Source organism: Sorangium sp. So ce321 (genome assembly GCF_051530195.1).
Classification (GTDB): domain Bacteria; phylum Myxococcota_A; class Polyangia; order Polyangiales; family Polyangiaceae; genus Sorangium.
Genome location: NZ_CP150329.1, coordinates 1128171 through 1150230, shown reverse-complemented (window position 1 = coordinate 1150230; position 22060 = coordinate 1128171). Strand labels below are relative to the sequence as shown.

At 71.0% G+C, this 22060-nt stretch carries 16 protein-coding genes and 1 tRNA gene; 7 read left to right on the top strand and 10 right to left on the bottom strand.

Annotated features, from left to right (window positions below; all coding sequences use genetic code 11):
• Positions 1–78: 78 nt before the first annotated feature.
• The 9 genes from WME89_RS04425 to WME89_RS04385 all read right to left on the bottom strand — a co-directional run bounded on the left by WME89_RS04425 (position 79) and on the right by WME89_RS04385 (position 12490).
• Complete coding sequence (locus WME89_RS04425) at positions 79–1653, bottom strand: hypothetical protein (protein WP_438008010.1); 1575 nt, start codon at positions 1651–1653, stop codon at positions 79–81.
• A 32-nt stretch (positions 1654–1685) separates the two neighbouring features.
• Positions 1686–2807, bottom strand: a complete 1122-nt coding sequence (locus WME89_RS04420; RefSeq protein WP_438008009.1) for a PEGA domain-containing protein — start codon at positions 2805–2807, stop codon at positions 1686–1688.
• Positions 2808–2821: 14 nt separating this feature from the next.
• Positions 2822–3370: a hypothetical protein gene (locus WME89_RS04415; RefSeq protein WP_438008008.1), complete on the bottom strand. Its 549-nt coding sequence runs from the start codon at positions 3368–3370 to the stop codon at positions 2822–2824.
• A gap of 236 nt (positions 3371–3606) precedes the next feature.
• Positions 3607–4311 (bottom strand): PP2C family protein-serine/threonine phosphatase, encoded by a 705-nt coding sequence (locus tag WME89_RS04410; protein WP_438008007.1) that lies wholly within the window; start codon positions 4309–4311, stop codon positions 3607–3609.
• A 908-nt stretch (positions 4312–5219) separates the two neighbouring features.
• Positions 5220–6698, bottom strand: a complete 1479-nt coding sequence (locus tag WME89_RS04405) for a PGRS family protein (protein ID WP_438008006.1) — start codon at positions 6696–6698, stop codon at positions 5220–5222.
• Positions 6699–6823: 125 nt separating this feature from the next.
• Positions 6824–7927, bottom strand: coding sequence for a PEGA domain-containing protein (locus tag WME89_RS04400; RefSeq protein WP_438008005.1), 1104 nt, complete (start codon positions 7925–7927; stop codon positions 6824–6826).
• Between the two features lie 17 nt (positions 7928–7944).
• Positions 7945–8916 (bottom strand): hypothetical protein, encoded by a 972-nt coding sequence (locus WME89_RS04395; protein ID WP_438008004.1) that lies wholly within the window; start codon positions 8914–8916, stop codon positions 7945–7947.
• A 23-nt stretch (positions 8917–8939) separates the two neighbouring features.
• A complete protein-coding gene (locus WME89_RS04390) occupies positions 8940–11189 on the bottom strand; it encodes a protein kinase domain-containing protein (RefSeq protein ID WP_438008003.1) in 2250 nt (749 codons plus the stop codon).
• Complete coding sequence (locus WME89_RS04385) at positions 11189–12490, bottom strand: serine/threonine-protein kinase (RefSeq protein ID WP_438008002.1); 1302 nt, start codon at positions 12488–12490, stop codon at positions 11189–11191. Before WME89_RS04385 ends, WME89_RS04390 begins: the two co-directional genes overlap by 1 nt.
• 306 nt (positions 12491–12796) lie before the next feature.
• On the opposite strand from WME89_RS04385, the gene WME89_RS04380 reads away from it, so the two are divergent.
• From WME89_RS04380 to WME89_RS04355, 6 genes are all read left to right on the top strand, one after another.
• Positions 12797–13117 (top strand): hypothetical protein, encoded by a 321-nt coding sequence (locus WME89_RS04380; RefSeq protein ID WP_438008001.1) that lies wholly within the window; start codon positions 12797–12799, stop codon positions 13115–13117.
• Positions 13114–13803, top strand: coding sequence for a sigma-70 family RNA polymerase sigma factor (locus WME89_RS04375; protein ID WP_438008000.1), 690 nt, complete (start codon positions 13114–13116; stop codon positions 13801–13803). Before WME89_RS04380 ends, WME89_RS04375 begins: the two co-directional genes overlap by 4 nt.
• Before the next feature lie 238 nt (positions 13804–14041).
• Complete coding sequence (locus WME89_RS04370; protein ID WP_438007999.1) at positions 14042–14866, top strand: hypothetical protein; 825 nt, start codon at positions 14042–14044, stop codon at positions 14864–14866.
• A 709-nt stretch (positions 14867–15575) separates the two neighbouring features.
• Positions 15576–16403: an electron transfer flavoprotein subunit beta/FixA family protein gene (locus WME89_RS04365; protein ID WP_438007998.1), complete on the top strand. Its 828-nt coding sequence runs from the start codon at positions 15576–15578 to the stop codon at positions 16401–16403.
• Positions 16404–16448: 45 nt separating this feature from the next.
• Positions 16449–17420, top strand: coding sequence for an electron transfer flavoprotein subunit alpha/FixB family protein (locus tag WME89_RS04360; protein WP_438007997.1), 972 nt, complete (start codon positions 16449–16451; stop codon positions 17418–17420).
• A 182-nt stretch (positions 17421–17602) separates the two neighbouring features.
• Positions 17603–20350 carry an ATP-binding protein gene (locus WME89_RS04355; protein ID WP_438007996.1) on the top strand — a complete coding sequence of 916 codons (2748 nt, stop codon included), beginning with the start codon at positions 17603–17605 and terminating at the stop codon, positions 20348–20350.
• A 429-nt stretch (positions 20351–20779) separates the two neighbouring features.
• Here the strand turns inward: WME89_RS04355 and WME89_RS04350 are convergent.
• Positions 20780–20853 (bottom strand) — tRNA-Pro (locus tag WME89_RS04350).
• A gap of 434 nt (positions 20854–21287) precedes the next feature.
• Here WME89_RS04350 and WME89_RS04345 point away from each other — a divergent pair.
• A complete protein-coding gene (locus WME89_RS04345) occupies positions 21288–21896 on the top strand; it encodes a response regulator (RefSeq protein ID WP_436625099.1) in 609 nt (202 codons plus the stop codon).
• Positions 21897–22060: the final 164 nt, after the last annotated feature.

Below are 22060 nucleotides of genomic sequence, written 5' to 3'. Positions count from 1 at the left end.
CGGACCGTCGCTCTCGTTCTGCGGCCGATTGCATTCCGATGAACGCTTCGGAATTACCTCGCAACAGCACAACGTGACTCACTGCCCGCAGCTCGCATTGGCGGCGAAGTCCCAGCATTCGCCGCTCTCACCAGATTTGCCGGCGTTCCCGCCCGGCGCCGTGCTGCCGCCATCGCCGGCTGTGCCTGCGATGAAGTTTGCCAGTTCCACGGCCGCGCCCAGCGCCGCGACATAGGCGATACCCACTGCATGCCCGCCTCGCCCGCCGCCGCCGGGGCCGCCGGCTCCGCCTCGGCCACCGTCGCCTCCCTTGCAGCCGGGGATCGAGGGGGGGTTATCCGACGCTGCGCCGCCTGCAGCGCCGGCGCCGCCATTGGCCCCGTTCTGCCCGACCACTCCGCCTCCGCCCTTGCCCGCCGTACCCACCTCGACCGTCACCTCCGTCAGCACAAGCTTCGTCCCCAGGCTCACGATCCCGATGCTCGACCCGCCGGCCTTACCGCCGCCTCCACCCCTGCCGCCGCAGCCACCGGCGCCGCCGCCGCCGCCGCTCGCGCCCACTCCATCGACGAAAGTCGAGTTGAGCGAGCAGAACATCCCCGCCTTGGCTCCGCCGCCGCCACCGCCCCCTTGACCACGACCGCCCGTCATGCCTTGGTCGCCGTCTCCGCCGCTGAGCCCGGCGAGCGTCAACGTCGTGTCGTTGCTCGCGGGGCCGGGCGCACCGGGCGCACCGGACGCACCATCTTCTCCACGCCGGCAGTTGCCCGCTGCATCCGTCTGTCCAACCCCACCGAGCCCGTACTCCTCGGGGGTTTCTTCCGGCAACGGTGCGCCGTCCTCCCCGCGCTCTCCGTTCCCCTCCTCTATCCCCGTGATGCCCCCGGTCCCACCGTCTCCGCCGCGCGTCTCGCCGTCCTCGCACGTCGTCGCGCCCGCGGTCCCGCCAATGACCAGGTTGGTCGCCGCGCACGCATCCGACGCGCTCATCGCCTCCGCGCTCGCGCCCGCCACGGGCGCTTCCGTCGGTGCTGTCCCGTTCTCGCCTGCCATCCCATCGCCCGCGATCACGTCCACCTGTGCCAGTTCCGCTTCGACGTCCGCCACCGCCACCCCGATCGACGATCCGCCCGCCACCGTCGCGCTCGCCGCGCGAATCGCGAAGCTCCGCACCTTCGCTCCGCTCGCGGCCTCCGACATCGTGAGCGCGATCTGGTTCGCAGGCGCTTCGATCGCGCTCCGCGCCCCCTCGCTCCACGTCCACCCCGCCTCGCAATTGAAGCCCCCGATTACCTCCACCCCGGCCTCAACCGTCACGCTCTCCGCGAACGCCCCGCTCGTGCACGCCAGCACCCGCTTGCCGTTCGCCTTCGCGACCGCTTCCCCGAGCGACGCGTACGGACTCGCCTTCGTCCCGTCTCCCCCAGGCGTCGCGCTCGCGCTCGCGAACACTGCGCACTCGTCGATCACCGTGCCCGCGTTCTGCGTCGGGTCCGCCTCGCACGCAGGGTTCGGCGTGCCGCCTCCCGTGCCTGATGGATAGAAATGATCACAGGTGACCAGGAGTTCGCAGTCTTCCGCCAGATGGCTCCAGAAGCTATCGCAACCGCCGACCGCCAAGACGAACGCCAACCCGCCGAATGTTCTGCGCATGTTCCGCATGTGCCTTGCCTTCCGGAAGTCCATCACCAAGCCCCCGTCACTGCGAAGCCCGCTCCATCGGGATGCACGACGGGCAGCGCCGTGGCGTATGCAGAGGGTTTCGGCTTCGGCCAGAGAACGTACGTTGCCGTAGCGATCGCCAATGCGCCCGACGCGATGAACGCCACGCGTGCGACGTTCCCCAGCGTGTCGGCGCGCGATGCATCGTTCCGGACCTGTTCGCATGGTCCAGACCACGACGACTCCGGCTTCACGCACTGTCCGCGGCCCTGAATGATCGCAGCGCTCTGCTTGTGGGCGTCATCGCTCGCAGTATTCGACGCAACCGTCGTCCCGATCCCCACCCCCAGCCCCACGGCGCTCGCCGCGCCCAGCGCGATCATCGGCACCCAGCTTCGCTGTTGCGGCGGCGATGCCGGCTCCACCGGCTCCACCGGCGCTACCGGCGGCTTCTCTGCCGCGCTCGCACCAGCCCCCGCGCCCGGCGCCCCCCTCTCCGGCGCCTGCGCGACCGGCGCGCCCTCCCGCGCATCGCTCTTTGCCGCCGCCATCGCCAGCGCCACTTCCGCCGACCCTCCCTTCGCCACCTTCACCGTCTCGTTCGCCGGCGCGTACCCCTCCAGCCTCGCCTCCACACGGTGCTCGCCGGCATCGACAAACACCTCTCCTTCCAGCGGCGCCCGGCCCACGGCCTTGCCGTCCACCAGCACCTCCGCTCCCGCCACCCCCACCGTCACCCTCACAGCGCCCACCTGCGCTCGCGACTCCGCCAGCCTCTGCTCCGCCGTCACTTTCAGCTTCGCTGCCGCCTTCATCAACGGCCAGTGCCTCAGCGCGAACGAGAGGTACTGCGCCGCTTCCCTGTGCTTCTTCAGCTTGTATTCCGTGTTCCCGAGGTTGTACGCCACGTCGAACGTCGGGTTCAGCTCCCACGCCGACTGGAGCGCCGCCTCTGCCTCCGCGTACTTTCCGTCCGAGTACAGGCGCAAGCCTTGTCGGTACGATGCATCGGCGCGCTTCGCCGCTTCGGCGGCGCTGGCAGGCGCTTCCTGCGGCGCCGCAGGCTGCGCGACGGCGATGTCGGGGGCGGCGATCAGGGTCGCGGCAGTGAACAACACAGCAAGCGATCGGCAGTTCATCATCATGGCTCCACGCGGTTTCACTCCATCACGTCATCGGCGAGCGGCCGTTCGGTCGGCACTGGGGCGACCGGCGCGGGCGGCGCCGAGTCTGCCGCACGCACCGGTCGCGCGGGTGCCAGCGGCGCGGGCGCAGGCGGTTCGCTCTCCGCCGGGGTATCTTCAAGGCCTGGCTCGATCGCCTCCGGCGGTGCCGGCGCGGCCGCCGGCGGGACCTCCGTGGCGACCGGCGGCGCCAGCGCGCTCCGCGCCGGTGCCCCGCTCGACGGCGGCGCTGGCTCCTGCTCTCTCGGCGGCGTCTCTCGCAACAGGAGCGCCGCCAGCACGAACGGCATGCTCACCGCGAGCACCGCAAGCAACACCATCAGCCATGTCGGCATCCACGGACGGCGCCTCGCGGTCGCCTGCGCGCTGGCCGGCGTCTTCGGCGTCGCCACCGGCGGCGGCGTAAGCGGCAGCAACGACGACGGCAGCAGCGCCTTGTCGATGTCGATCGGCGGCAGCGCTCGATCCGCCCACTGGCTCGGCGCCATCGCCCCCTGCTGCGCCGCCGCGCTCCGTGCAACCACGGCACCAGGCATCGCCGCTCCCTGTGGCGCCGCCGCGCCACAGGAGAGAGAACACGAAGAAGAACAACAACAAGCAAGCGAGGATGCCCACCCCCGGTCGGTGCTCGGCGCTTCGCGCCTGCGCGCCGCCCGCCCCTCCCAGGTCCCGCGCTACGCGCGGGACGGGAGGGGTCCCCCGCCTCCGCCTCATTGCCCTCTCATGCTTGCACACCGCTCCTCCTCGTGGTTTCCACCCCTCAGCGGTCGCCGACACGCGCCAGGATGCATGTCACCTGATCGGGCTCGCCGTGCTCATGAGCACAGTCCATCAGAAGGCTCGCCGCGAGCCGCAGCTCATGCTGCGCCGCAAGGATGCCGGAGATGCGGGGCTCCGGCACCGAGCCCCAAAGACCGCCCGAGCACACGAAAAAGATGTCGCCTGGCTCGGTGCTCTCGACCTGGGCTTTGGTTTCCACCGCAGCCTCGCATCCGAGCGCGCGCGTCGCTTCATTCGCGTGTTGGATTAACATGGCCAGCGCATCCGGCGAGATGGATCTGTCCAACATTCCACCGTCAACAGCGGCGTTCTCATACATTCGCCGCTCCAGCTTCCCGCCTCGGAATCGGTAGACGCGCATATCACCAAGATGCGCCATGTACGCCGCTCCCGGCACGAGCAGTACACCGACAAAATCCGTTCCCACGCCACTCCGTCCCGGCTCCGGGCAAGCGCCCTCCAGACGGGAATGGCTTGTCCGACGCGGGCTCATCATCAGCCGCACTTCGTCCCAGCACCGCGGCGCAGTCATCTCACCAGCACACATGCCGTCCACACTGCCTGCCTCGGCAACTGCATGCACCACCTCAATGGCAGTACGGGAGGCGACCTCTCTGCCAACCCTACCAGAAACCAGGAACATCCCCAGACAAGGCAACGCACCAAAGCTCTCCTCGCTGCTCATACGGCGCCTCGACACAGGGGCTTCCGCTCCTGCCTCGATGGCGAGCGTTGGGCACACCATCCTCCACCTCGCACGCTCGCCACAGGGACGAGTCGAGTCAGGGCGCGCCACGCCCGCGGTGCGCCCAATCCTGATCTGTCGCCCAGCATACGGCGCCCCCGCCCGTGCGTCGTGAGCGCGCCTGGGTCATCAACGTCTGCTCGCTCGCCCCGGCACTTCGCGACGGCGCCTTTGCTCACGCGCTCATGATTCCTTGCGCTCGACACGCGGCGAGCGCAAGAGCTTCAGCACCTTCAGCTTGCCGCTGCGCTCGCTCCGCGCTTTTCGACCACCCGCCCTGGGTGGGGTCTTCGCCCAGCCAGCGCTCCGCAACAGCTTCGGTCGGGCCCCCGACGGTGGCGCGAGATCCTCCACCGCCTCTTCGCGCACCGCTCGCTTCGCGATGCAGTGCTCGCAGCACCGCTCTGGATCCCACGGGATGTCATCGAGGCCGAGCTTCCGTACCCACTTCCGCTCCCACTCCCCGAGCCCGCTCAGGCTGGGGCGCCTGCGAGAGGGAGGGAGGTCATCTTCGCGTGACTTCCGGCGCATGGGCAGGCGGGCTCCATCGGATCGGGCAGCGCCGATTCTGCCGATGTTAGAAGAGCTCGCCAAGCGTTTCTTCCAGAAATCGATACCCTTTCACTGGTTTACAGTCATCCATTAGGAATTGTCACAGAATCGCACGGGTATCCTCACTTTCCACAGCCCTTGCCTTTGCCAGACATCCAGCGCCCCTTGCTCCCGCCATGCACGCCACCCGGGGATGGCACCTCTCCCCTGCGATCTCGTCTCCTACGACCACCATCTTCTCCCTCGGCGGCGCGGGCGGCGCTCTCGACGACGCCGCCCGCTACCTCACCGCGCGCTCACGGAAACTCCTGCTCCGCCGCCGTTACGCCGTCGGCGCCCGCATTCTCCGCAACGTTGCTGCTTCCGCCGGGTCCCCCCGCCCCTTCCGTGCCGGGTGTCAGCGTCGTCTGCCCCTGCTGCTTCACCCCCTCGCCTCGGTACGCGATCGCTAGCGACGGCCCGCCGAGGCCCCCTCCTCCCGGGCCACCGTTGCCTCCCTGGCCTCCCTTCCCTCCGTCGCACGCGTTCTTCGAGCCGCCGACGCCCATGCCGCCAACGCCGCCAACGCCGCCGGCTCCGCCCGGTTGAAGGTCGCCGCCGGCGCCTCCCTTGCCTCCGTTGCGCGCCTTCAGCACGCAGTCCTTCAGCGTCACCTTCCCCTCCACACTCGCCAGCGCAATGCTCGCCCCGCCGGCTCCACCTCCTTGCCCCGGCAACCCGCCGCAGCCGCCAGATCCACCGCTGCCCCCGCTCGCTCCGGCACCTTGCAAGCTGCCGGGGCAGATCGCCGCGCCGCCTCTCGCACCCCCTCCTCCGCCGCCGCCTTGCCCGGGTGTGCCAGTTCCACCGACGCCGCCGCTCACGCCCGCGTAGCCAGACGAGCTCAGCGTGCCGAGGCCGCTTGCGGCGACACCGGCTTCGCCGGGAGGGCCGTTCGCGCCCGCATTGCCGCCCCCCTTGCTCGCGTCGCCAGGCGTCACCCCGCAACTCCAGCTAAGGCTCATCGTCGCTGGTTCTCCGGCACCACCTTGCCCCTCGACCCCAACTTGGCCAACGTCGCCGCCGCCTCCGTTAGTTGCATTGCCATCACCGCCGCTGCCCCCGATCGACAATTCCCCGCCGCACTCGTTGACCACTTGGGCGCCGCCGGACAGAGTCACGTCTGGTCCGGGCGTGCCATCAAGATCGCTGCACGCATCTCTTCCGGCGTTCCCCGGGGGCGCCTGCGCCGGCACCTCGCTCGGCGCATCCTCTCCCTCCGCGCCGTCCGCTCCGTTGCCGGCGATCAGCTCGCACCGCACAAGCTCCGCCTCCGCACCATCGACCAGGATCGCGATCGACGACGCTCCCTGCGCCTGCGCATCCGCCGCGCGCACCGAGACGTCCTCGATCCTCACCGCCCCCTCGCCTCGCATCACCTTCAGCGCGATTGCCTCCTCGCCGGGCGTCACGACCGTCTTCGCCGTCTCGCCGATCCAGCGCCACCCGTTCGCGCAGTCGAGCCCGCCGAAGAGCTTGGTACCAGCCGGGAATTCGACTGCTTCCTTGAACGTTTCGGCGCACGCGTAGACCCCCGCGCCCTTCTCGACAGCGCGCCGGAGCGCTTCGGCGAGCGTTGCGACGGGCTCGGCCTGGGTCCCCGCACTGCCGTCGTCACCAGTCGAAGCCACAAAGACGCCGCACGCGTCATCCACGGTGCCGTCGATCTCGCTCGGGACGCACCCGGACGGCACGACCTCGCTGCCCCTGCCCCGGTACTTCTCGCAGGTGAGCATGAGCTCGCAGTCGTTCTCGATGTGGTACCAAAGCCCATCGCAACCACTTGACACCAACGCAGCAGCGGCAGTTGATCCAAGCAGGACTCGCCCAACCCTTGTCATCGATCGTCCTCCGGCTCGGCTCACCATGCGCTCACCATTACAAAGCCGACACCATCGACGCGCGGCTCCGGAAACACAAACAGTGCTGTCGCTTTCTCCGCACTTTCCCCTGGCCATAGGGCATACGTCACCGCGGCGGCTGCGAGCACGCCCGACGCAATGTAGCTCCCCAGCGCGATGTCCCCCAGGCGACCGGCGCGCTCACCTTTGCGATGAAGCTCGGCGCATTGTCCTGCGAAGGACGGTGATGCCAAGCACCCGCCGCCCGCCGTGAAGATCGCGTCCTGTTGAGCGCGAGCTTCCGAGTTCGCACTGTTCGACGCAACCGTCGTCCCCACCCCCACGCCGAGCCCCACCACGCTGGCCGCACCCAGCGCGATCACTGGCACCCAGCTCCTCTCTAGCGGCCGCTGTCGCTGCGTTTCCGACGGCGTGCGCGGCTGCTCCGCCACAGGCGCACCGGTCGCCGCGCTCCCCCCTTCGATCCCGTTCGCGACCGGCGCCGCCTCCTTCACATCGCTCTTCGCCATCGTCATCGGCAGCCTCACCTCCGCCGTCCCTCCCTTAGGCACACTCACCGTCTGGCTCGCCGGCGCATACCCCTCCAGCCTCGCCTCCACGCGGTGCTCGCCCGGCTCTACGAACACCTCTCCTTCCACCGGCGCCCTGCCCACGGCCTTGCCGTCGACCAGCACCTCCGCTCCCGCCACACCGACTGTCACCGTCACCGCGCCCACCTGCGCTCGCGACTCCGCCAGCCGCTGCTCCGCTGTCGGCTTCAGCTTCGCTACCGTCTTGAGCAGTGGCCAGTGTCTCAGCGCGAACGAGAGGTACTGCGCCGCTTCCCTGTGCTTCTTCAGCTTGTGCTCCGTGTTCCCGAGGTTGTACGCCACGTCGAACGTCGGGTTCAGCTCCCACGCTGACAGCAGTATCTCCTCCGCTTCTTCGTACTTCCCGTCCGAGTAGAGGCGGCCCGCCTTCTGGACGAGCGTGTCGGCGCGCCTCGCCGCATCGGCGCTCGCAGAGGCTTCCTGCGGCGCCGCAGGCTGCGCGGCGGCGAGGTCAGGGGCGGCGATCACAGTCGCCGCAGTGAGCAACAGACCAAGGGTTCGGCAATTCATCATCACGGCTCCACTCGGGTTCACTGCATCCAATCTTGGTCGAGCGGCTTCTCGGCCGGCAGCGGCGTCACCGGCGCCTGCGGCAGTCGCGGCGCCGCACGCGCCGGCCGCGCAGGTGCCGGCAGCGCAGGCGCCGGCGGACCGCTCCCGGTCGCCACATCGTCGAGGCTTGGCTTGACCTCCTCCGGCGGTGCCGGCGCTGACGGCGGCAACAGCTCCGAGGCTTCCGGCGGCGCCTGCGTGCTCCTCGCGGGTGCCCCGCTCGACGGCGGCGCTGGCTCCTTCTCGTTCCCCGGCGTCTGTCGCCTCATGATCGCCAGCGTCACGAACGGCATGCTCAGCGCCAGCACGGCGAGCAGCGCGATCACCCACCACGGCATCCCCCGCCGCCTCCCTGGTGTCGCCTGCGCGCCGGCCGGCGGATCCGGTGTCGCCACGGGCGGCGGCGTGACCGGCAGCAACGACGACGGCAGCAGCGCCTTGTCGATCGGCGGCAGCCCTCGGTCCGCCCACTGGCTCGGCGCCATCGCGCCGCCCTGCGGCGCCGCCACGCTCTGCGGAACCACGGCACCACGCGGCACCGCCGCTCCGTGCGGCGCCGCCGCCGCCGCGCCACCGTACAGCGGCACCGCCGCTCCGTGCTGCGGGGTGATCGCGCCGTGCTGCGAGGTCATCGCTCCTTGCGGCACCGCCGCTCCGTGCGGCAGCGGCGGCGGCCCTGCGCCGCGCGGCGCCGCCGCTCCGTGCTGCGGGACCACCGCGCCCGGCGCCACCGCCTGCCCCCTGGCCAGCGCCGGCACCACCGGGAACTGGAACAGCGGCTGCCCCGTCGGCTTCTGCTGCTGCATCTCGGACAGCGCCCGGTCCAGTTCCGGGTTGTTCAGCGCCTGCTGCAGCTTCCGCTCCGCCACCGCCGGATCCGCCTCGCGCCGGATGCTCTCAAGATCCGGCAGGTACTGCCGGATGTCGTCGCTGTCCTTGTTGCTGCTCATATGAAGACCTCTCTCCTCAGCGACTAGAACGGCCTGCACCCGGCGGCCGGGCACGGGCCTGCTGGCTTCGCGCCCCCTGCATTCGCAGGCGCTGCCTTCGGCCCCGGCGCCGCCTGCTTCCGCCGCTCGGACAGCACCCGCAGAAACGATGGCTTCTGCCGCGTCGGCATCGGGTAGATGTCCTCGTCGTCCTCCGCCTCCGCAGGTGCAGGTGCAGCCTTCACCAGCGCAGCCTTCCCCGGTGGCGCCTTCGCCCCCTGCTGCTCCTTGGAAGGCGCCTCGGCTTCCGCAGCCGGCCCGGCCTTCCCAGGTGCTCCGGCTTCCGCAGCTTCCTCGGCCGCGCTCACCTTCGCCGCGCTCGCCGTCGCCTCCGGCGCCGGTGCTGCGGGCACCGCCACCGGCGCCGGCGCAGCGGTGCTCGCCGCGGACGTCCCGCTCATCGACACGCTCCCGGCCGGCACCGCGGAGGCCGCCGGCTCTCCCGTGGACGGCTCCGATGCTCCGCCGCTCATCGCTCGGATCCCCAGCGCCGCGCCCACGCCCACAACCGTGATCCCCAGCGCCAAAAGCGGCGCCAGCACGTACACGCGCATCGCTCGCCGCGGCTGTGCGATCATCGCCGCCGGCGTCTCTGTCTGCAACGACCCCGCCGGTCGAGCGCTCGGTGCCGTCACCGCGCTCGGCGCTGGCGGCGGCGCTGCAGCCGGCAGCGGCGCCGATGCCGCTCGCTGCGTTCCCATCAGCGCCAACGGCGGCGTGACGTGCTGCGCCGCGACCTCCAGCGGCGGCATCGCCCTCGGCGTCTCCATCACCGGCAGCGGCGCCGGTGCCGCCCTCTGCGACTCCATGACCGGCAGCGGCGGCGGCCCGGCATACGCCTGCGCCCTCACCTCCCGCAGCGGCGGCGGCTCCGCGTACGCCTGCGCCCTCACCTCCCGCAGCGGCGGCGGCCCTCCTCGGGGCGCCATCCTCTCCGCCCACGTCCCTGCCAGCCTCGCGGTCGCCTCCCGCGGCCTCAGCGGCGGCAGCATCGACGGCAGCGGCTCGGTGTACCCCACCCCGCGCCCGCGCGGCACACGCGCCGGCTCCCGCGACGCCGGCGCGAACGGCAGCGGGCTCGCCGGCGCAACGAACTGCTCCAGCGGCGCCGTCTCTCCGTGCACCACCCGCCGCGCCCTCTGCTCTTCCCGCTCCCCGCTCGCTCGCCCCATCCCGCCCCCCTCGCTCTCACCGCGCGCCCGCGCCTCGTCCGTCTCCTCCTCCCCCGCCTCGCCCGCCGTCGGCGCGCTGTCCTCCAGCTCCACCCCGGCGAACGCCGCCTGCCGCTCCGCCTTCATCCGCTCCTGCGCCAGCCGCCGCGCCAGCACGTGCCCTGCCGGCACCGTGTCCCTCAGCAGCGACCGAAGGTCCCGCGCCACCTCATCGAACCTCGCATACCGCTCCTCTCGGTCGATCGCGATGCACCGCGACACCACCGGCCACACGAACTCGGGGCAATCCGGCACAATCTCGTGCACCGGCTCCGGCGCCGCCACGAGGTGCCCCGTCAGCGTCTCCTCCGCAGTCGCTGGCTCGCTGTCGTCCAAAAACAGGTGCTTCCCCGTCAGCACCTCGTAGAAGATCGCCCCGAACGCGTAGATGTCCGTGCGCCCGTCCGGCTTCGGGCGCTCCGCCTTCCTCGACGTCGCGTACAGCATCTTCACCTGCTCCGGCGAGATGTACCTCACCGTCCCGACGTCCGGCAGGTCGTCCGTGTTCATCCCCCCGTCCGCGAACTTCGCTATCCCGAAGTCCAGGAGCCACACGTGCCCCTTCGCCTCCTCCTTGGCCCCCACCATGATGTTCTCGGGCTTCAGGTCACGGTGCCATATCCCCTTCGAGTGCACGAACGTCATCGCGTCCGCCACCTGCAGCATCACGTGCATCGCGCTCAGGAAATCGAGCCGGTACGCCTTGTTCAGCAGCTTCCTCAGCGTCCGCCCCTCGAGGTAATCCATCACGATGTACGCGACATCGGCCGGCGACACGCCCGCCTTCCTCATCCTCACGATGTTCGGGTGCTTCAGCTTTGGATAAAACCGGCACTCCTGACGGAACCGTATCGCGAAGTCCTCTCTCTTCACATGCCGCGGCGACATGCACTTGATCGCCACAACGTCTTCCGAGTAGTCCTCCACCGCCTTGTACACTTCACCCATCCCACCCGCGTCGATCACCTCCGTGATCCGGTAGTCCAGGAACACGTCCCCGGCCTTCAGCGCCTCCCGCCCCATCACCACATCCCCAGGCTGCGCAGCACCAGGGCCGCGATCAGCGAGAACACCACCGTGCTCGCCGCTGTCAGCGCCGCGAACAGCCGCCCGTCGACCGGCTCCTCCGCCTGCCCCGCGTCCGCTGACCCGTGTGCGCGAGCCCCTGCCCCGCCAGCGCCGGCCGGCATCGCTTCGAACCACGCCCCGATCTCCGGCTCCCACGCTGCCGCCGCCTCCCCTCTGCCAACCCTTCCGCCGGCCGCCGCACCTGGCACCGGCGCTGCTCCCCCTGATCCCGCCACCCCCGCGCTCCCTTCCGCCCCCGCCAGCCCCGCCGCGATCCGCCCGAGCTCCTCCGCGAACGCCTCGGCGCTCTGGAACCGCTCCTCCGGCCGCTTCGCCAGCGCCTTCAGCACGGCCCGGTCCAGCGCCGGCGGGATCGCCTGGGCGGCGCGCAGCGACGGCGGGCACGGCGCCTCCCGGACGTGCGCCTCCAGCACCTCCAGCGCGCCGTCGAGGTGAGCGAACGGACCCTGCCCCACCAGAAGCGTATACATCAGCAACCCGGCGGCATACACGTCCGCCCGCGCGTCGACCGGCTGGCACCGCGCCTGCTCCGGCGAGGCCGTCCGAGGGGTCCCGACCAGCAGCCCGGCCTCGGTCGGATACGCAGGCCCCGGCACGGGGAGCGGCGACCGCACCCTCGCCGCGCCCTCGACGACGCCGCGATCGAGCAGCTTTGCGACGCCGCGATCCAGCACCTTCGCGACGCCGCGATCCAGCACCTTCGCGACGCCGAAATCCAGCACCTTCGCCACCCGGGCGCCGCCCGGCGCCGCCGCGCCCGGCGCGCACAGGAACACGTTGTCGAGCTTCACGTCGCGGTGCACGAGCCCGACCCGGTGCGCCGCCGACAGCCCGGCCAGCACCTGCCGCACCAGCTCGATCGCCTCGGCCACCGGCAGCGCGCCGCGCCGCTCGAGCTCCTCCCCCAGCGTCGTCCCCTCGAGCCGCTCCATCACGAAGTAGGGATGGCCTGCCGGCGTCTCCCCCAGATCGAGGACGGCCACCACGTGCGGCGACGAGACCGCCGCGAGCGCCCGCGCCTCGACCCGGAGGCGGTCGGCGAACCGCGGATCGTGCGCGAGCGCGCGGCGGACGAGCTTCACCACGACCCGCTTCCGGAGGGCGCGGTGCTCCGCCTCGATCACCTCCCCCATGCCCCCGCGCCCGAGCGCCCGGAGCGCCCGGTATGGCGTGCCTTCCAGCGCGTCCGCCCCGTCGCCGAGGTGCCCTGAGCTGTCTGACGTGCGGCGTGCCACCGGCGGGGTCTCCTGAAGTGGAAATCACGAGCTCGGGGCCGGTTCGGACAAAGAAAACGCACCGGCGCTGCCGATTCTTGAAAAGCGATGCGGTCTCAAGTAGTTGCCGAGCAACGGAAGGCTCGGACACGGGCCCCCCGACCCGCGCCGGCCGGCTCCCGAACCGTGCGGGCTGGCGCCGCGCCCCGGGCGGCGCAACAAACGACCCCGGCGCGTCGCTTTCTCTGTCCGAACCGGCCCGCGGAAGGTGATTTGAGAGAAGAAAGGGCCCCGCACCGCGCGCGGGCCCCGCCACGCGAGGTCACCATGACGCAGAACCCTTCCGAGCACGACGACCTGGACAGCGCCGACGGCGAGGATCCCCTCCTGGCGTCCTGCCTCGACGACGCGCTCGGTCCCTACCTCGGGGCGCTCTCCCCCGAGGAGATCGAGGACTATCGCAGGTTCCTCACGGTCTTCATCACGACGCATCCAGCGGCGGCGCCGCTCTACGACCGCCTGCGGGCGAGGCCTCCTGTCCTGTCCGAGAGCGGCGAGGTGGCCCGTGAGGGCGCAGGCGCGGAAGGGTCGATGGCGAATACGGCGGCGGTGGAGCCCGGCGACGGGACCTTCGGTGGGCGGCGGTGACACGGAGCCAGCGCCCGCCTCCACCTCACCCGGACCACGAGCGCGTGCTGGAGGCGCTGCCGATGGCCCGCCACGTCGCGCGGACGACAGCGCGGGTCCATGGCGTGCGGACGCCCGAGGGCCTGGAGGATTGCGAGCAGGCGGCCTATCAGGCGCTCCTGGAGGCCAGCCCGGGATACGATGCGACGCGCGGCGTCCCGTTCAGCGTCTATGCCTGGAAGAGGGTCGCCGGCGCCGTCATCAGGCTGCTCACCCGCGAGGCATCGCAGCGGCGCGCCGGCCTCGACGCCGCGCTCGACGCCGCCGAGTCGATGCGCGACGAGAGCGACCCGTTCGGCGATGACGATGCCGATGCATTGAACCAGCTCAAGGCCCAGTGCCGTGAGCTCGTCTTCGCGCGCTTCGTCGCGGATACAGGCGAGCGGCTCAGGGCGCACCCGGAAGACGCCATGACGCGCGCCCGGGCGCTCGAGGCGCTCAGGACGGCGCTCCGCGGCCTCGACGAGCGTGAGGCGCGCCTCATCGAGCTCCGGTACTGGCAGGACCTCTCCTGGGCCAAGGTCGCCGCGGAGCTCGGCGTCCACGAGAAGTACGCCCTGCGCATGGACGAGCAGCTGCGGAGACGGCTCCGGGGCGATCTGCGGGCCAGCGATGTCGATACGCCGCCGCCGAGCGAACGGCCGTAGGGCGACGGGCAGGCTGCACCGTCGACGCGATACGGGAGCCAGCAAACGAGGCGGCACGACGGCTGGCTGGCGGCGGCGGACGGCCGCGGTACAAGCCGGCGGAAAAACTGCCGCAGTGATGGTGGAGAGGGCACATTCACGTCGAGCGAGCGGCCTTCACAGACAGCGCTCGGCCTGAGACCCTGACCGGTGGTGCATTCCCCGGCGAGCGTCGCCGGAGGACAACCAAGGAGGCACCATGGCGCTCAAAGACCTCTCTCCTCGTCAGATGGTTCAGATCACGGCCGCGTGGCTCGACCCGGAGCGCGAAAGGCCGCGCCTCGCGTCGCTGAAGCGGTGCGCCCCGCTCATCGACGATATCGAGGCCGCGCACGACGGCGTCTTGAAGTCACACCGCAGGCAGAAGAAGACAAACGACGAGCTCACCGAGATCCAGCAGAGGCAAGTCGCGATCGATCAGGTCCACGATCGCAAGGCCCGCGGCGCCCACGCGGTGCTCACCGGTTTTGCCGATCTGGCCGACGATCCCGAGGACGCCGCCATCTACCTCGAGATCCGCGATCAGCTGTTCACGGACGGGCTCAGGTTCATCTCGGCGAGCTACAGCGATGAGGCGGGCGAGGTGAAGCTCGCGCGCGACCGGCTGACGCCGGAGTCGAAGGCGGCGCTCAAGGCGCTGCCGACGCCAGGAGGCAACCTGCTCAAGGCGGTGCAGGCGTGGTTCGCCGCGGGCGACGAGCTCGGCAAGCTCGACGCGCAGCGCGTCCACCTGGAGGCGCAGGACAGGCCGGACACGGCCGACTCGCGCGGCGGACAGCTCCGGGCGCGCAACCGCTGGATCAAGGTGGTTCGCAGCGTCCTCCAGATGCTGGAGCTCGAGGCGGCCGACGCGGAGACGACGCGCCGGCTGCTCGCGCCGCTGCAGCGGGAGGCCGCCAAAGCCGAGCGCCGGCGCTCGAGCGGCAAGGACGAGGCCGAGGCGGAAGGCGGCGCGCCGCCCGACGCCGGCGGCTCAGGCAAGCCCGCGATCGACGAGGAAGCGTCGGAGGTCGGCGTGGATTGACGTGGCGGCCTCCGCCAGAGCCTCGTGACGGACTCGATCCGTTACGCACCCCCCGCCCCCAGCCTTCGTGACGGACTCGATCCGTTGCGCACCCCCCGCCCCCAGCCTTCGTGACGGACTCGATCCGTTGCGCACCCCCGCCCCCAGCCTTCATGACGAACTCGATCCGTTGCGCACCCCCCGCCCCCAGCCTTCATGACGAACTCGATCCGTTACGCACCCCCGCCGTCAGCCCCTCTCAACGGATCGCATCCGTCACGCACCCCCGCCGTCAGCCCCTCTCAACGGATCGCATCCGTCACGCACCCCCGCCGTCAGCCCCCCTCAACGGATCGCATCCGTCACATCCCCCCGCCGTCAGCCCCTCTCAACGGATCGCATCCGTCACGCCCCCGCCAGCAGCCCTCTCGCAACGTATCGCACCCATTCCTCCCCCCGCCGCGAGGCCCCTCACAACGGCTCACCACCCTCCCTTCCCCACCGCGAGCCCCCTCACAGCACATCCATTCATCCCAGCAGAACCGCCGCGGTCGCTTGACGCACCACGTCGGGGCTGCCATGACCGGATTCCTCCGCCTCGGCCGTGCTATTCCAGTCGGGCTCGCCGGGTCCACACGCATGGGTCCGCCGGCCCGTCTGTCGCGTAGCGCGCCCCCGCCCGGGCGGACTACGCTCTGCGTTACCACACAGCAACAGGAGCCACCGAGCCGTGAAGATCCTCGTTCCGCTCAAGCGCGTCGCCGATCCGGATAACGCGAACAAGGTGAAGATCCCTGCGTCAGGGGACAAAATCGAGACGACCGGGCTCGAGTGGAAGCCGAACCCGTTCGACGAGTACGCCCTGGAAGCAGCGCTGCGGCTGACCGAGGACGGCAAGGCGCCGAAGACCCGGGCGGGCGAGGTCGTCGTCGTCACCTTCGGGCCGAAGGAGACCGAGCAGACCCTCCGCGCCGCGCTCGCGACCGGCGCGGACAAGGCGATCCGCGTCGACGTCACCGACGACAAGCTCGACGGCGACCTCGTGGCCCGCGCGCTCAAGACGCTCGTCGAGCGCGAGAAGCCGGACGTCGTGCTCATGGGCAAGCAGGCCGTCGACGGCGACTCGAACCAGGTCGGCCAGGTCCTCGCCGAGCTGCTCGACTGGCCGCTCGCCACGTTCGCCGCGACCATCAAGGAAGAGAAGGGCGCGCTCCTCGTCGGCCGCGAGGTCGACGGCGGCGTCTCCACGCTGCGCGTGCGCCTGCCGGCCGTCGTCACCGTCGACCTCCGCATCGTCGCGCCGACCAGCGTCTACTCGCTGAAGACCGCGCCCGCGTTCAAGTACAACGACGGCGTGCGCTTCGCGGCGCTCCCCGCGATCATGGCCGCCAAGAAGAAGCCCCTCGCCGAGGTGAAGCTCCCCGATCTCGCCGCGGACCAGGCGCTGAAGGTGCAGTACCACGCGTTCCAGCCGCCCCCGGCGCGCAAGGCGGGCATCAAGGTGAAGGACGTCGGTGAGCTCGTCACGCGCCTCAAGAACGAGGCGAAGGTCCTCTGACGGACCGCAAGGGTCGAAGATACCGGTTGAGGACCAGGAGGGATCATGGCTGACGTTCTCGTGGTGGCCGAGGCCGCCGAAGGAAAGCTGAAGAAGACGACCCACTCCGCCGTGACGTTCGCCCGCCAGGCGGCCGCGGCGCTCGGCGGGAGCTACGCGATCCTCGTGATCGGCGACGCCGTCGGCGACGCGGCCGCGGAGGCAGCGACGCTCGGCGCCGCCAAGGTGCTCGTCGCGGAGTCGGGCGCGCTCAAGGACTACGTCGCGGAGCGCTACGTGCCGACCGTCGTCGCGGCGGCGAAGGGGTACACCGTCGTCGTGGGCACCGCGAGCGCCTACGGCAAGGACCTGCTCCCGCGCGTCGCGGCGCGGCTCGCGGCAGGGTTCGCGAGCGACATCTCCGAGCTGCTCGCCGAGGGCTCGACGCTCAAGTACAAGCGCCCGATGTACGCCGGCAACGCGTACGGGATCTGCACCGTCGCGACGCCGGTCCACGTCGTGAGCGTCCGGCAGAGCGCGTTCGCCGCCGCGGAGCCCGCCGGCGGGAAGTCGCCGCTCGAGCAGGTCGCCGTCGTCCCGCCGAGCGCCGCCGCGGAGCGCGTGGAGTTCGTCTCCTTCGACCAGGTGAAGAGCGAGCGCCCGGAGCTCGCCGAGGCGAAGGTCGTCGTCTCCGGCGGCCGCGCCCTGAAGGAGCGCTTCAACGAGGTCCTCGACCCGCTCGCCGACGTCCTGGGCGCCGCCGTCGGCGCGAGCCGCGCCGCGTGCGACGCCGGCTACGCCGCCAGCGACCTGCAGGTCGGACAGACGGGCAAGGTCGTCGCGCCGTCGCTCTACGTCGCCGTCGGCATCTCGGGCGCCATCCAGCACCTCGCCGGCATGAAGGGCTCCAAGGTCATCGTCGCCATCAACAAGGACGCCGACGCGCCGATCTTCCAGGTCGCCGACTACGGCCTGGTCGCGGACCTCTTCGCGACCGTGCCCGAGCTCGTGAAGCAGATCCAGGCAGCGCGGAGCTGAGCCTCGCGCGGCAGCTCCGCCGGGGTGCCCCCGGCCCTCCCCTCACGGGGCGCGGAGGGTACCCCGGCCCACCGGAAGAGTCCGTCCAGCAAGAAGTCCACGTCAGGCGACGTAAATTCCGTGTCAGGTCGCTCGCATAGCATCTTGTTCGCGTCCGGCTGCCGTGGGATCCCTTAGACGCCATGCCCGAACGTTCGGACATCCCGATCGTCACGGCGCTCGCTCAGGCCCGGGCATTGCTGTACGAGGCGGCCAGCGCCGCCGAGCAGCGACGGCTCATCGGCCCAGCGGTCGTCGAGATCGATCGCGCCATCGCGAGCCTCGACCCGACCGCGAGCGCCTCCTTCGAGCTCACGCCGCTCGCGGCGTCGGTGCCGCCGATCGACACCGAGATCGAGGCGCTGCGGCGCGAGGTCGAGCGGCTGCGCGCGATCACGAGGCACGAGCGCGGGCTGCTCGACGCGCTCCTCAGCGAGAGCCCGCACGGCATCATCGTCTCCGACGCCCAGGGCAAGCTGATCCTCCAGAACCGCGCCTCCGAGCGGATCTGGGCCGGCAGCTCCACCGCGGAGAACGTCGAGGGCTGGGGGCGCTACCGCGCGTTCCACCCCGACGGCCGGCCGTTCGCGGCCGAGGACTGGTCGATGGCGCGGTGCCTCACGCGCAGGGAGACCGTGCCCGCGGAGGAGGTCCACTTCCAGCGGTTCGACGGCACCCACGGGATGATGCTCGGGAGCTGCGCGCCGCTCCTCTCGCCGGAGGGCGAGCTGCTCGGCGCGGTCTCGATCTTCGCCGACATCACCCAGTTCAAGCAGCTCGAAGCCGATCTGAACGTCAGCAGGACGAAGTTCTCCACGACGCTGAAGAGCATCGGCGACGCGGTGATCTCGACCGACGGCTCGGGGCGGATCGACTTCATGAACGCCGTGGCCGAGAAGCTGACCGGCTGGTCGCTCGACGAGGCGAGGGACCGGCGGCTCTCGGAGGTCTTCCGGGTCATCTCCGAGCAGACGCGCGACGACCTCGACAACCCGGTCACCGAGGTGCTGCGCCACGGCGGCATCATCGGGCTCGACGACACCACGCTGCTCCTGCGCCGGGACGGCTCGGAGCTCGCGATCGACTCGAGCGGCGCGCCGATCCGGAGCGACGAGGGCGAGCTCGTCGGGCTCGTGCTGGTCTTCCGGGACGTGACCGAGAAGCGGCTCGCCGAGAAGCGCCGGTACTTCATCGGCGAGGCGAGCCGGCAGCTCGCGCTGTCGGGGCTCGAGTACGACACGACCCTGGCCAACGTCGCGCGCCTCGCGGTGCCCCACATCGCCGACACGACGCTGGTGGACATCGTGGAGCCGGACGGCTCGCTGACCCGGCTCGCGGCCGTGCACGCGAGCAACACGAAGCAGGCGCTGGGGAGGGACCTCTCGGCCCGCTACCCGACCGACCCCGAGGTGCCGCGCGCGGTGCACGCGGTGCTCCGGTGCGGCGAGTCGCTCCTGCTCCCCGAGGTCGAGGGCGCGGCGTGGCAGCGCAGCGCGCCGCTCCAGCCCGACGACGAGTGCTGGTCCGGCGCGCACGATCCGGCCTACCTCGCGCTGCTCCGCGAGCTCGGCGTCCGCTCGGCCATGATCGTGCCGCTGCGCGCCCGCGGCCGGACGCGCGGGGCGATCACGCTGCTCTCGACCGAGCCGGGCCGGCGCTACGGCGTCGACGACCTCGCGCTCGCCGAGGAGCTCTGCAACTTCGCCGCGCTCGCGCTCGACAACGCCCAGCTCTACCGCGAGTCGCAGCAGGTCAACCGCGCGAAGGACGAGTTCCTCGCCACGCTCTCCCACGAGCTCAGGACCCCGCTCACCGCGATCCTCGGCTGGGCGCGCATGCTCCGGCAGGGCTCGCTGAAGCCGGACACGCACGTCCGCGCGCTCGAGGCGATCGAGCGCAACGGCACGCTCCAGGCGCAGCTCGTCGAGGATCTCCTCGACGCCTCCCGCATCATCACCGGCAAGCTGCGGCTCGACGTGATGCTGATCGACCTGCCGCCGATCATCAACGCGGCCATGGACGCGGTCCGCCACGGCGCGGACGCGAAGGGGATCGAGCTCGCCGTGCAGCTCGACCCGAACGCGGGGCCGATCTCGGGCGACCAGACGCGGCTGCAGCAGGTGGTGTGGAACCTCCTGTCCAACGCGATCAAGTTCACCCCGCGCGGCGGCAAGGTGTCGATCCAGCTCGTCAAGTCCGAGGGGCTGGCCCGCATCCAGGTGAGCGACAACGGCCAGGGCATCGTCCCCGAGTTCCTCCCGTACGTGTTCGACCGCTTCCGGCAGGCCGACAGCACGAGCACGCGGCCGCACAGCGGCCTCGGCCTCGGGCTCGCGATCGCCCGCCACCTGATCGAGCTGCACGGCGGCACCGTGCGGGCAGATAGCGGGGGCGAGGGCAAGGGCGCGACGTTCACGGTGGACATCCCGCTCGCGCCGCGCGGCGCGATCGCGGCGCTGCGGAAGGTCGAGGGGCTGAGCAGCATCGCGGCCGAGTCGGAGCCGACGCTCCAGGGCGTCCGCGTGCTCATGGTGGACGACGAGCCGGACGCGCGGGAGCTCGTGACGACGGTGCTGGAGCGCAAGGGGGCGAGCATCACCGCGGTCGCGACGGTCGAGGAGGCGCTGTCGGCGATCGCGCGCGAGAAGCCCGACGTCATCCTGAGCGACCTCGGGATGCCCGGGGAGGACGGCTACAGCCTGATCCGGCGGCTGCGCGCGCAGAGCCCGGAGCACGGCGGGCGGATCCCGGCGGCGGCGCTGACGGCGTACGCGAGCGCGCAGGACCGGACGCGCGCCCTGCTGGCGGGGTTCCAGTCGCACGTGCCCAAGCCGATCGAGGCGTCGGAGCTCGCGGCGGTGATCGCCAACCTGGCGGGACGCACGGGGTAGCGGCGGGCTGCGTCGCGCCGGCCAGGGGTGATCCCGGTCCGCATGACGCGAGGGTGTGCCGGGCTGCCCGGCCGCCCTCGAACGAGCGCGCTTCCGCGCAGCCAACCGCCCCGGCTACCAGGGACCGCAGCGGGCGAGCAAGGGCTCCCCGGGCCTGCCGCCCTCGAACGAGCGCGGCTCCGCGCAGCCAACCGCGCCAGCGCCCAGGGACCGCAGTCGGCCAGCAAGGGATCGCTCGGTCCACGGCCTTCGAACGAGCGGCGCGCTCGGACAGGCAACGGCGCCCGGCCAGGGCGCCGTCGCGACGGCGGTGAGCCCCGCCGGCAAGCGCCGCATCGCAGTGGGTGGTCAAGGAGCCAGCCGGAGGGCCGCAGGGGCGGCCAGGGCCGCCCTGCGATGATTCCACCTGCTGGCGTGTCGAAGAAGTAGTCGGGGCGAGAGGATTTGAACCTCCGACTCCTCGGTCCCGAACCGAGTGCGCTACCAGGCTGCGCTACGCCCCGTACGCTGCTGCGAGAGCAACGCCCGCTGTACAGCGGGCGCGCAACATCGCCAAGAGCGCGCCTCTTGTCAAGATGAAATCGCGAAGGGCACGCCAACACACCCCGCGCTCGCGCCGCACCGACACGCCCCCCAGCACACCGCACGCGACAAACCCCGGAGATTCACCAGCCTCTGCGCCCGTCGCCCCGGACGTTTCACGAGGCCAGGAATCGGTGGATCGCAAGAAAAAACTCCCGTCCCCACCTTGCTCAGGCCGTGTTAAAGTGTCACTGGAATCCCGATGTTGCCGAGACATTGCAGAGAGCGAGGCCCCTGTGGCGCCGGTGAGGTCCTCGCCCGCTGCTCGGGCAACGTCGAGCAAGGGACCGCCCACGCGGCCCCTTCCAGAACGGATCAGGACGGCCGGCAGCACCGGTCGTGAGAGGAGGAACAGGTGGCAATTGAGCTTCCCGCAGTACGTATCCTGATCGTCGACGACGACCGGGCGATCTGTGACTACATGCAGACGCTGCTCGAGCGCGACGGTTATCAGGTCAAGACGCTGGGCGACCCCACGACGGTCGAGGACGAGGTCCGCGCGGGCGGCTACCACCTCATCATCCTCGACCTGATGATGCCGAAGCTCGACGGCATCGAGGTGCTCAAGCGTATTCGCAAGGTCGACAACGACATCGCCGTCGTCATCTTCACCGGCTTCCCCAATCTAGAGAGCGCCGTCGCGTCTATGAAGCTCGACGCGGTCGACTACATCAAGAAGCCGTTCAACGTCGACGAGTTCCGCGAGGTGCTCGCCCGCGTGATGCGCAAGAAGGGCCTCGCGCGGACGCCGGAGGAGCAGCTCCACCGCGTCATCGGCGACACGATCAGGAACCTGCGCAAGGACAAGGACCTCACGCTCAAGCAGATGGCGCGCCGCACCGGGCTCAGCGTGTCGCTGCTCTCGCAGATCGAGCGCGCCGAGTCGTCGGCGTCCATCTCGTCGCTCTACAAGATCGCGGTCGCGCTCGAGTCGCGCATCCAGGACCTCTTCGGCCACTACTGAGCTCGTCGACCGACGAGCGGCGATGTCAGAGCCGCCGCGCGCGGGCGCGCGGCTCCGACATCGCCATCTCTCCGGCCCGCGCGCGGCTCCGACGTCGCCATCTCTCCGGCCCGCGCGCGGCTCCGACATCACCATCTCCCCGGCACACGCTCGGCTCCGACGTC

Excerpts from the sequence above, each read along its gene's own strand:
- WME89_RS04405 (WP_438008006.1), bottom strand. The coding sequence starts at position 6,698 with ATGCTCACCTGCGAGAAGTACCGGGGCAGGGGCAGCGAGGTCGTGCCG.
- WME89_RS04410 (WP_438008007.1), bottom strand. The coding sequence starts at position 4,311 with ATGAGCAGCGAGGAGAGCTTTGGTGCGTTGCCTTGTCTGGGGATGTTC.
- WME89_RS04380 (WP_438008001.1), top strand. The coding sequence starts at position 12,797 with ATGACGCAGAACCCTTCCGAGCACGACGACCTGGACAGCGCCGACGGC.
- WME89_RS04400 (WP_438008005.1), bottom strand. The coding sequence starts at position 7,927 with ATGATGAATTGCCGAACCCTTGGTCTGTTGCTCACTGCGGCGACTGTG.
- WME89_RS04425 (WP_438008010.1), bottom strand. The coding sequence starts at position 1,653 with ATGCGCAGAACATTCGGCGGGTTGGCGTTCGTCTTGGCGGTCGGCGGT.
- WME89_RS04360 (WP_438007997.1), top strand. The coding sequence starts at position 16,449 with ATGGCTGACGTTCTCGTGGTGGCCGAGGCCGCCGAAGGAAAGCTGAAG.
- WME89_RS04370 (WP_438007999.1), top strand. The coding sequence starts at position 14,042 with ATGGCGCTCAAAGACCTCTCTCCTCGTCAGATGGTTCAGATCACGGCC.
- WME89_RS04420 (WP_438008009.1), bottom strand. The coding sequence starts at position 2,807 with ATGATGATGAACTGCCGATCGCTTGCTGTGTTGTTCACTGCCGCGACC.
- WME89_RS04390 (WP_438008003.1), bottom strand. The coding sequence starts at position 11,189 with ATGGGGCGGGAGGCGCTGAAGGCCGGGGACGTGTTCCTGGACTACCGG.
- WME89_RS04395 (WP_438008004.1), bottom strand. The coding sequence starts at position 8,916 with ATGAGCAGCAACAAGGACAGCGACGACATCCGGCAGTACCTGCCGGAT.
- WME89_RS04355 (WP_438007996.1), top strand. The coding sequence starts at position 17,603 with ATGCCCGAACGTTCGGACATCCCGATCGTCACGGCGCTCGCTCAGGCC.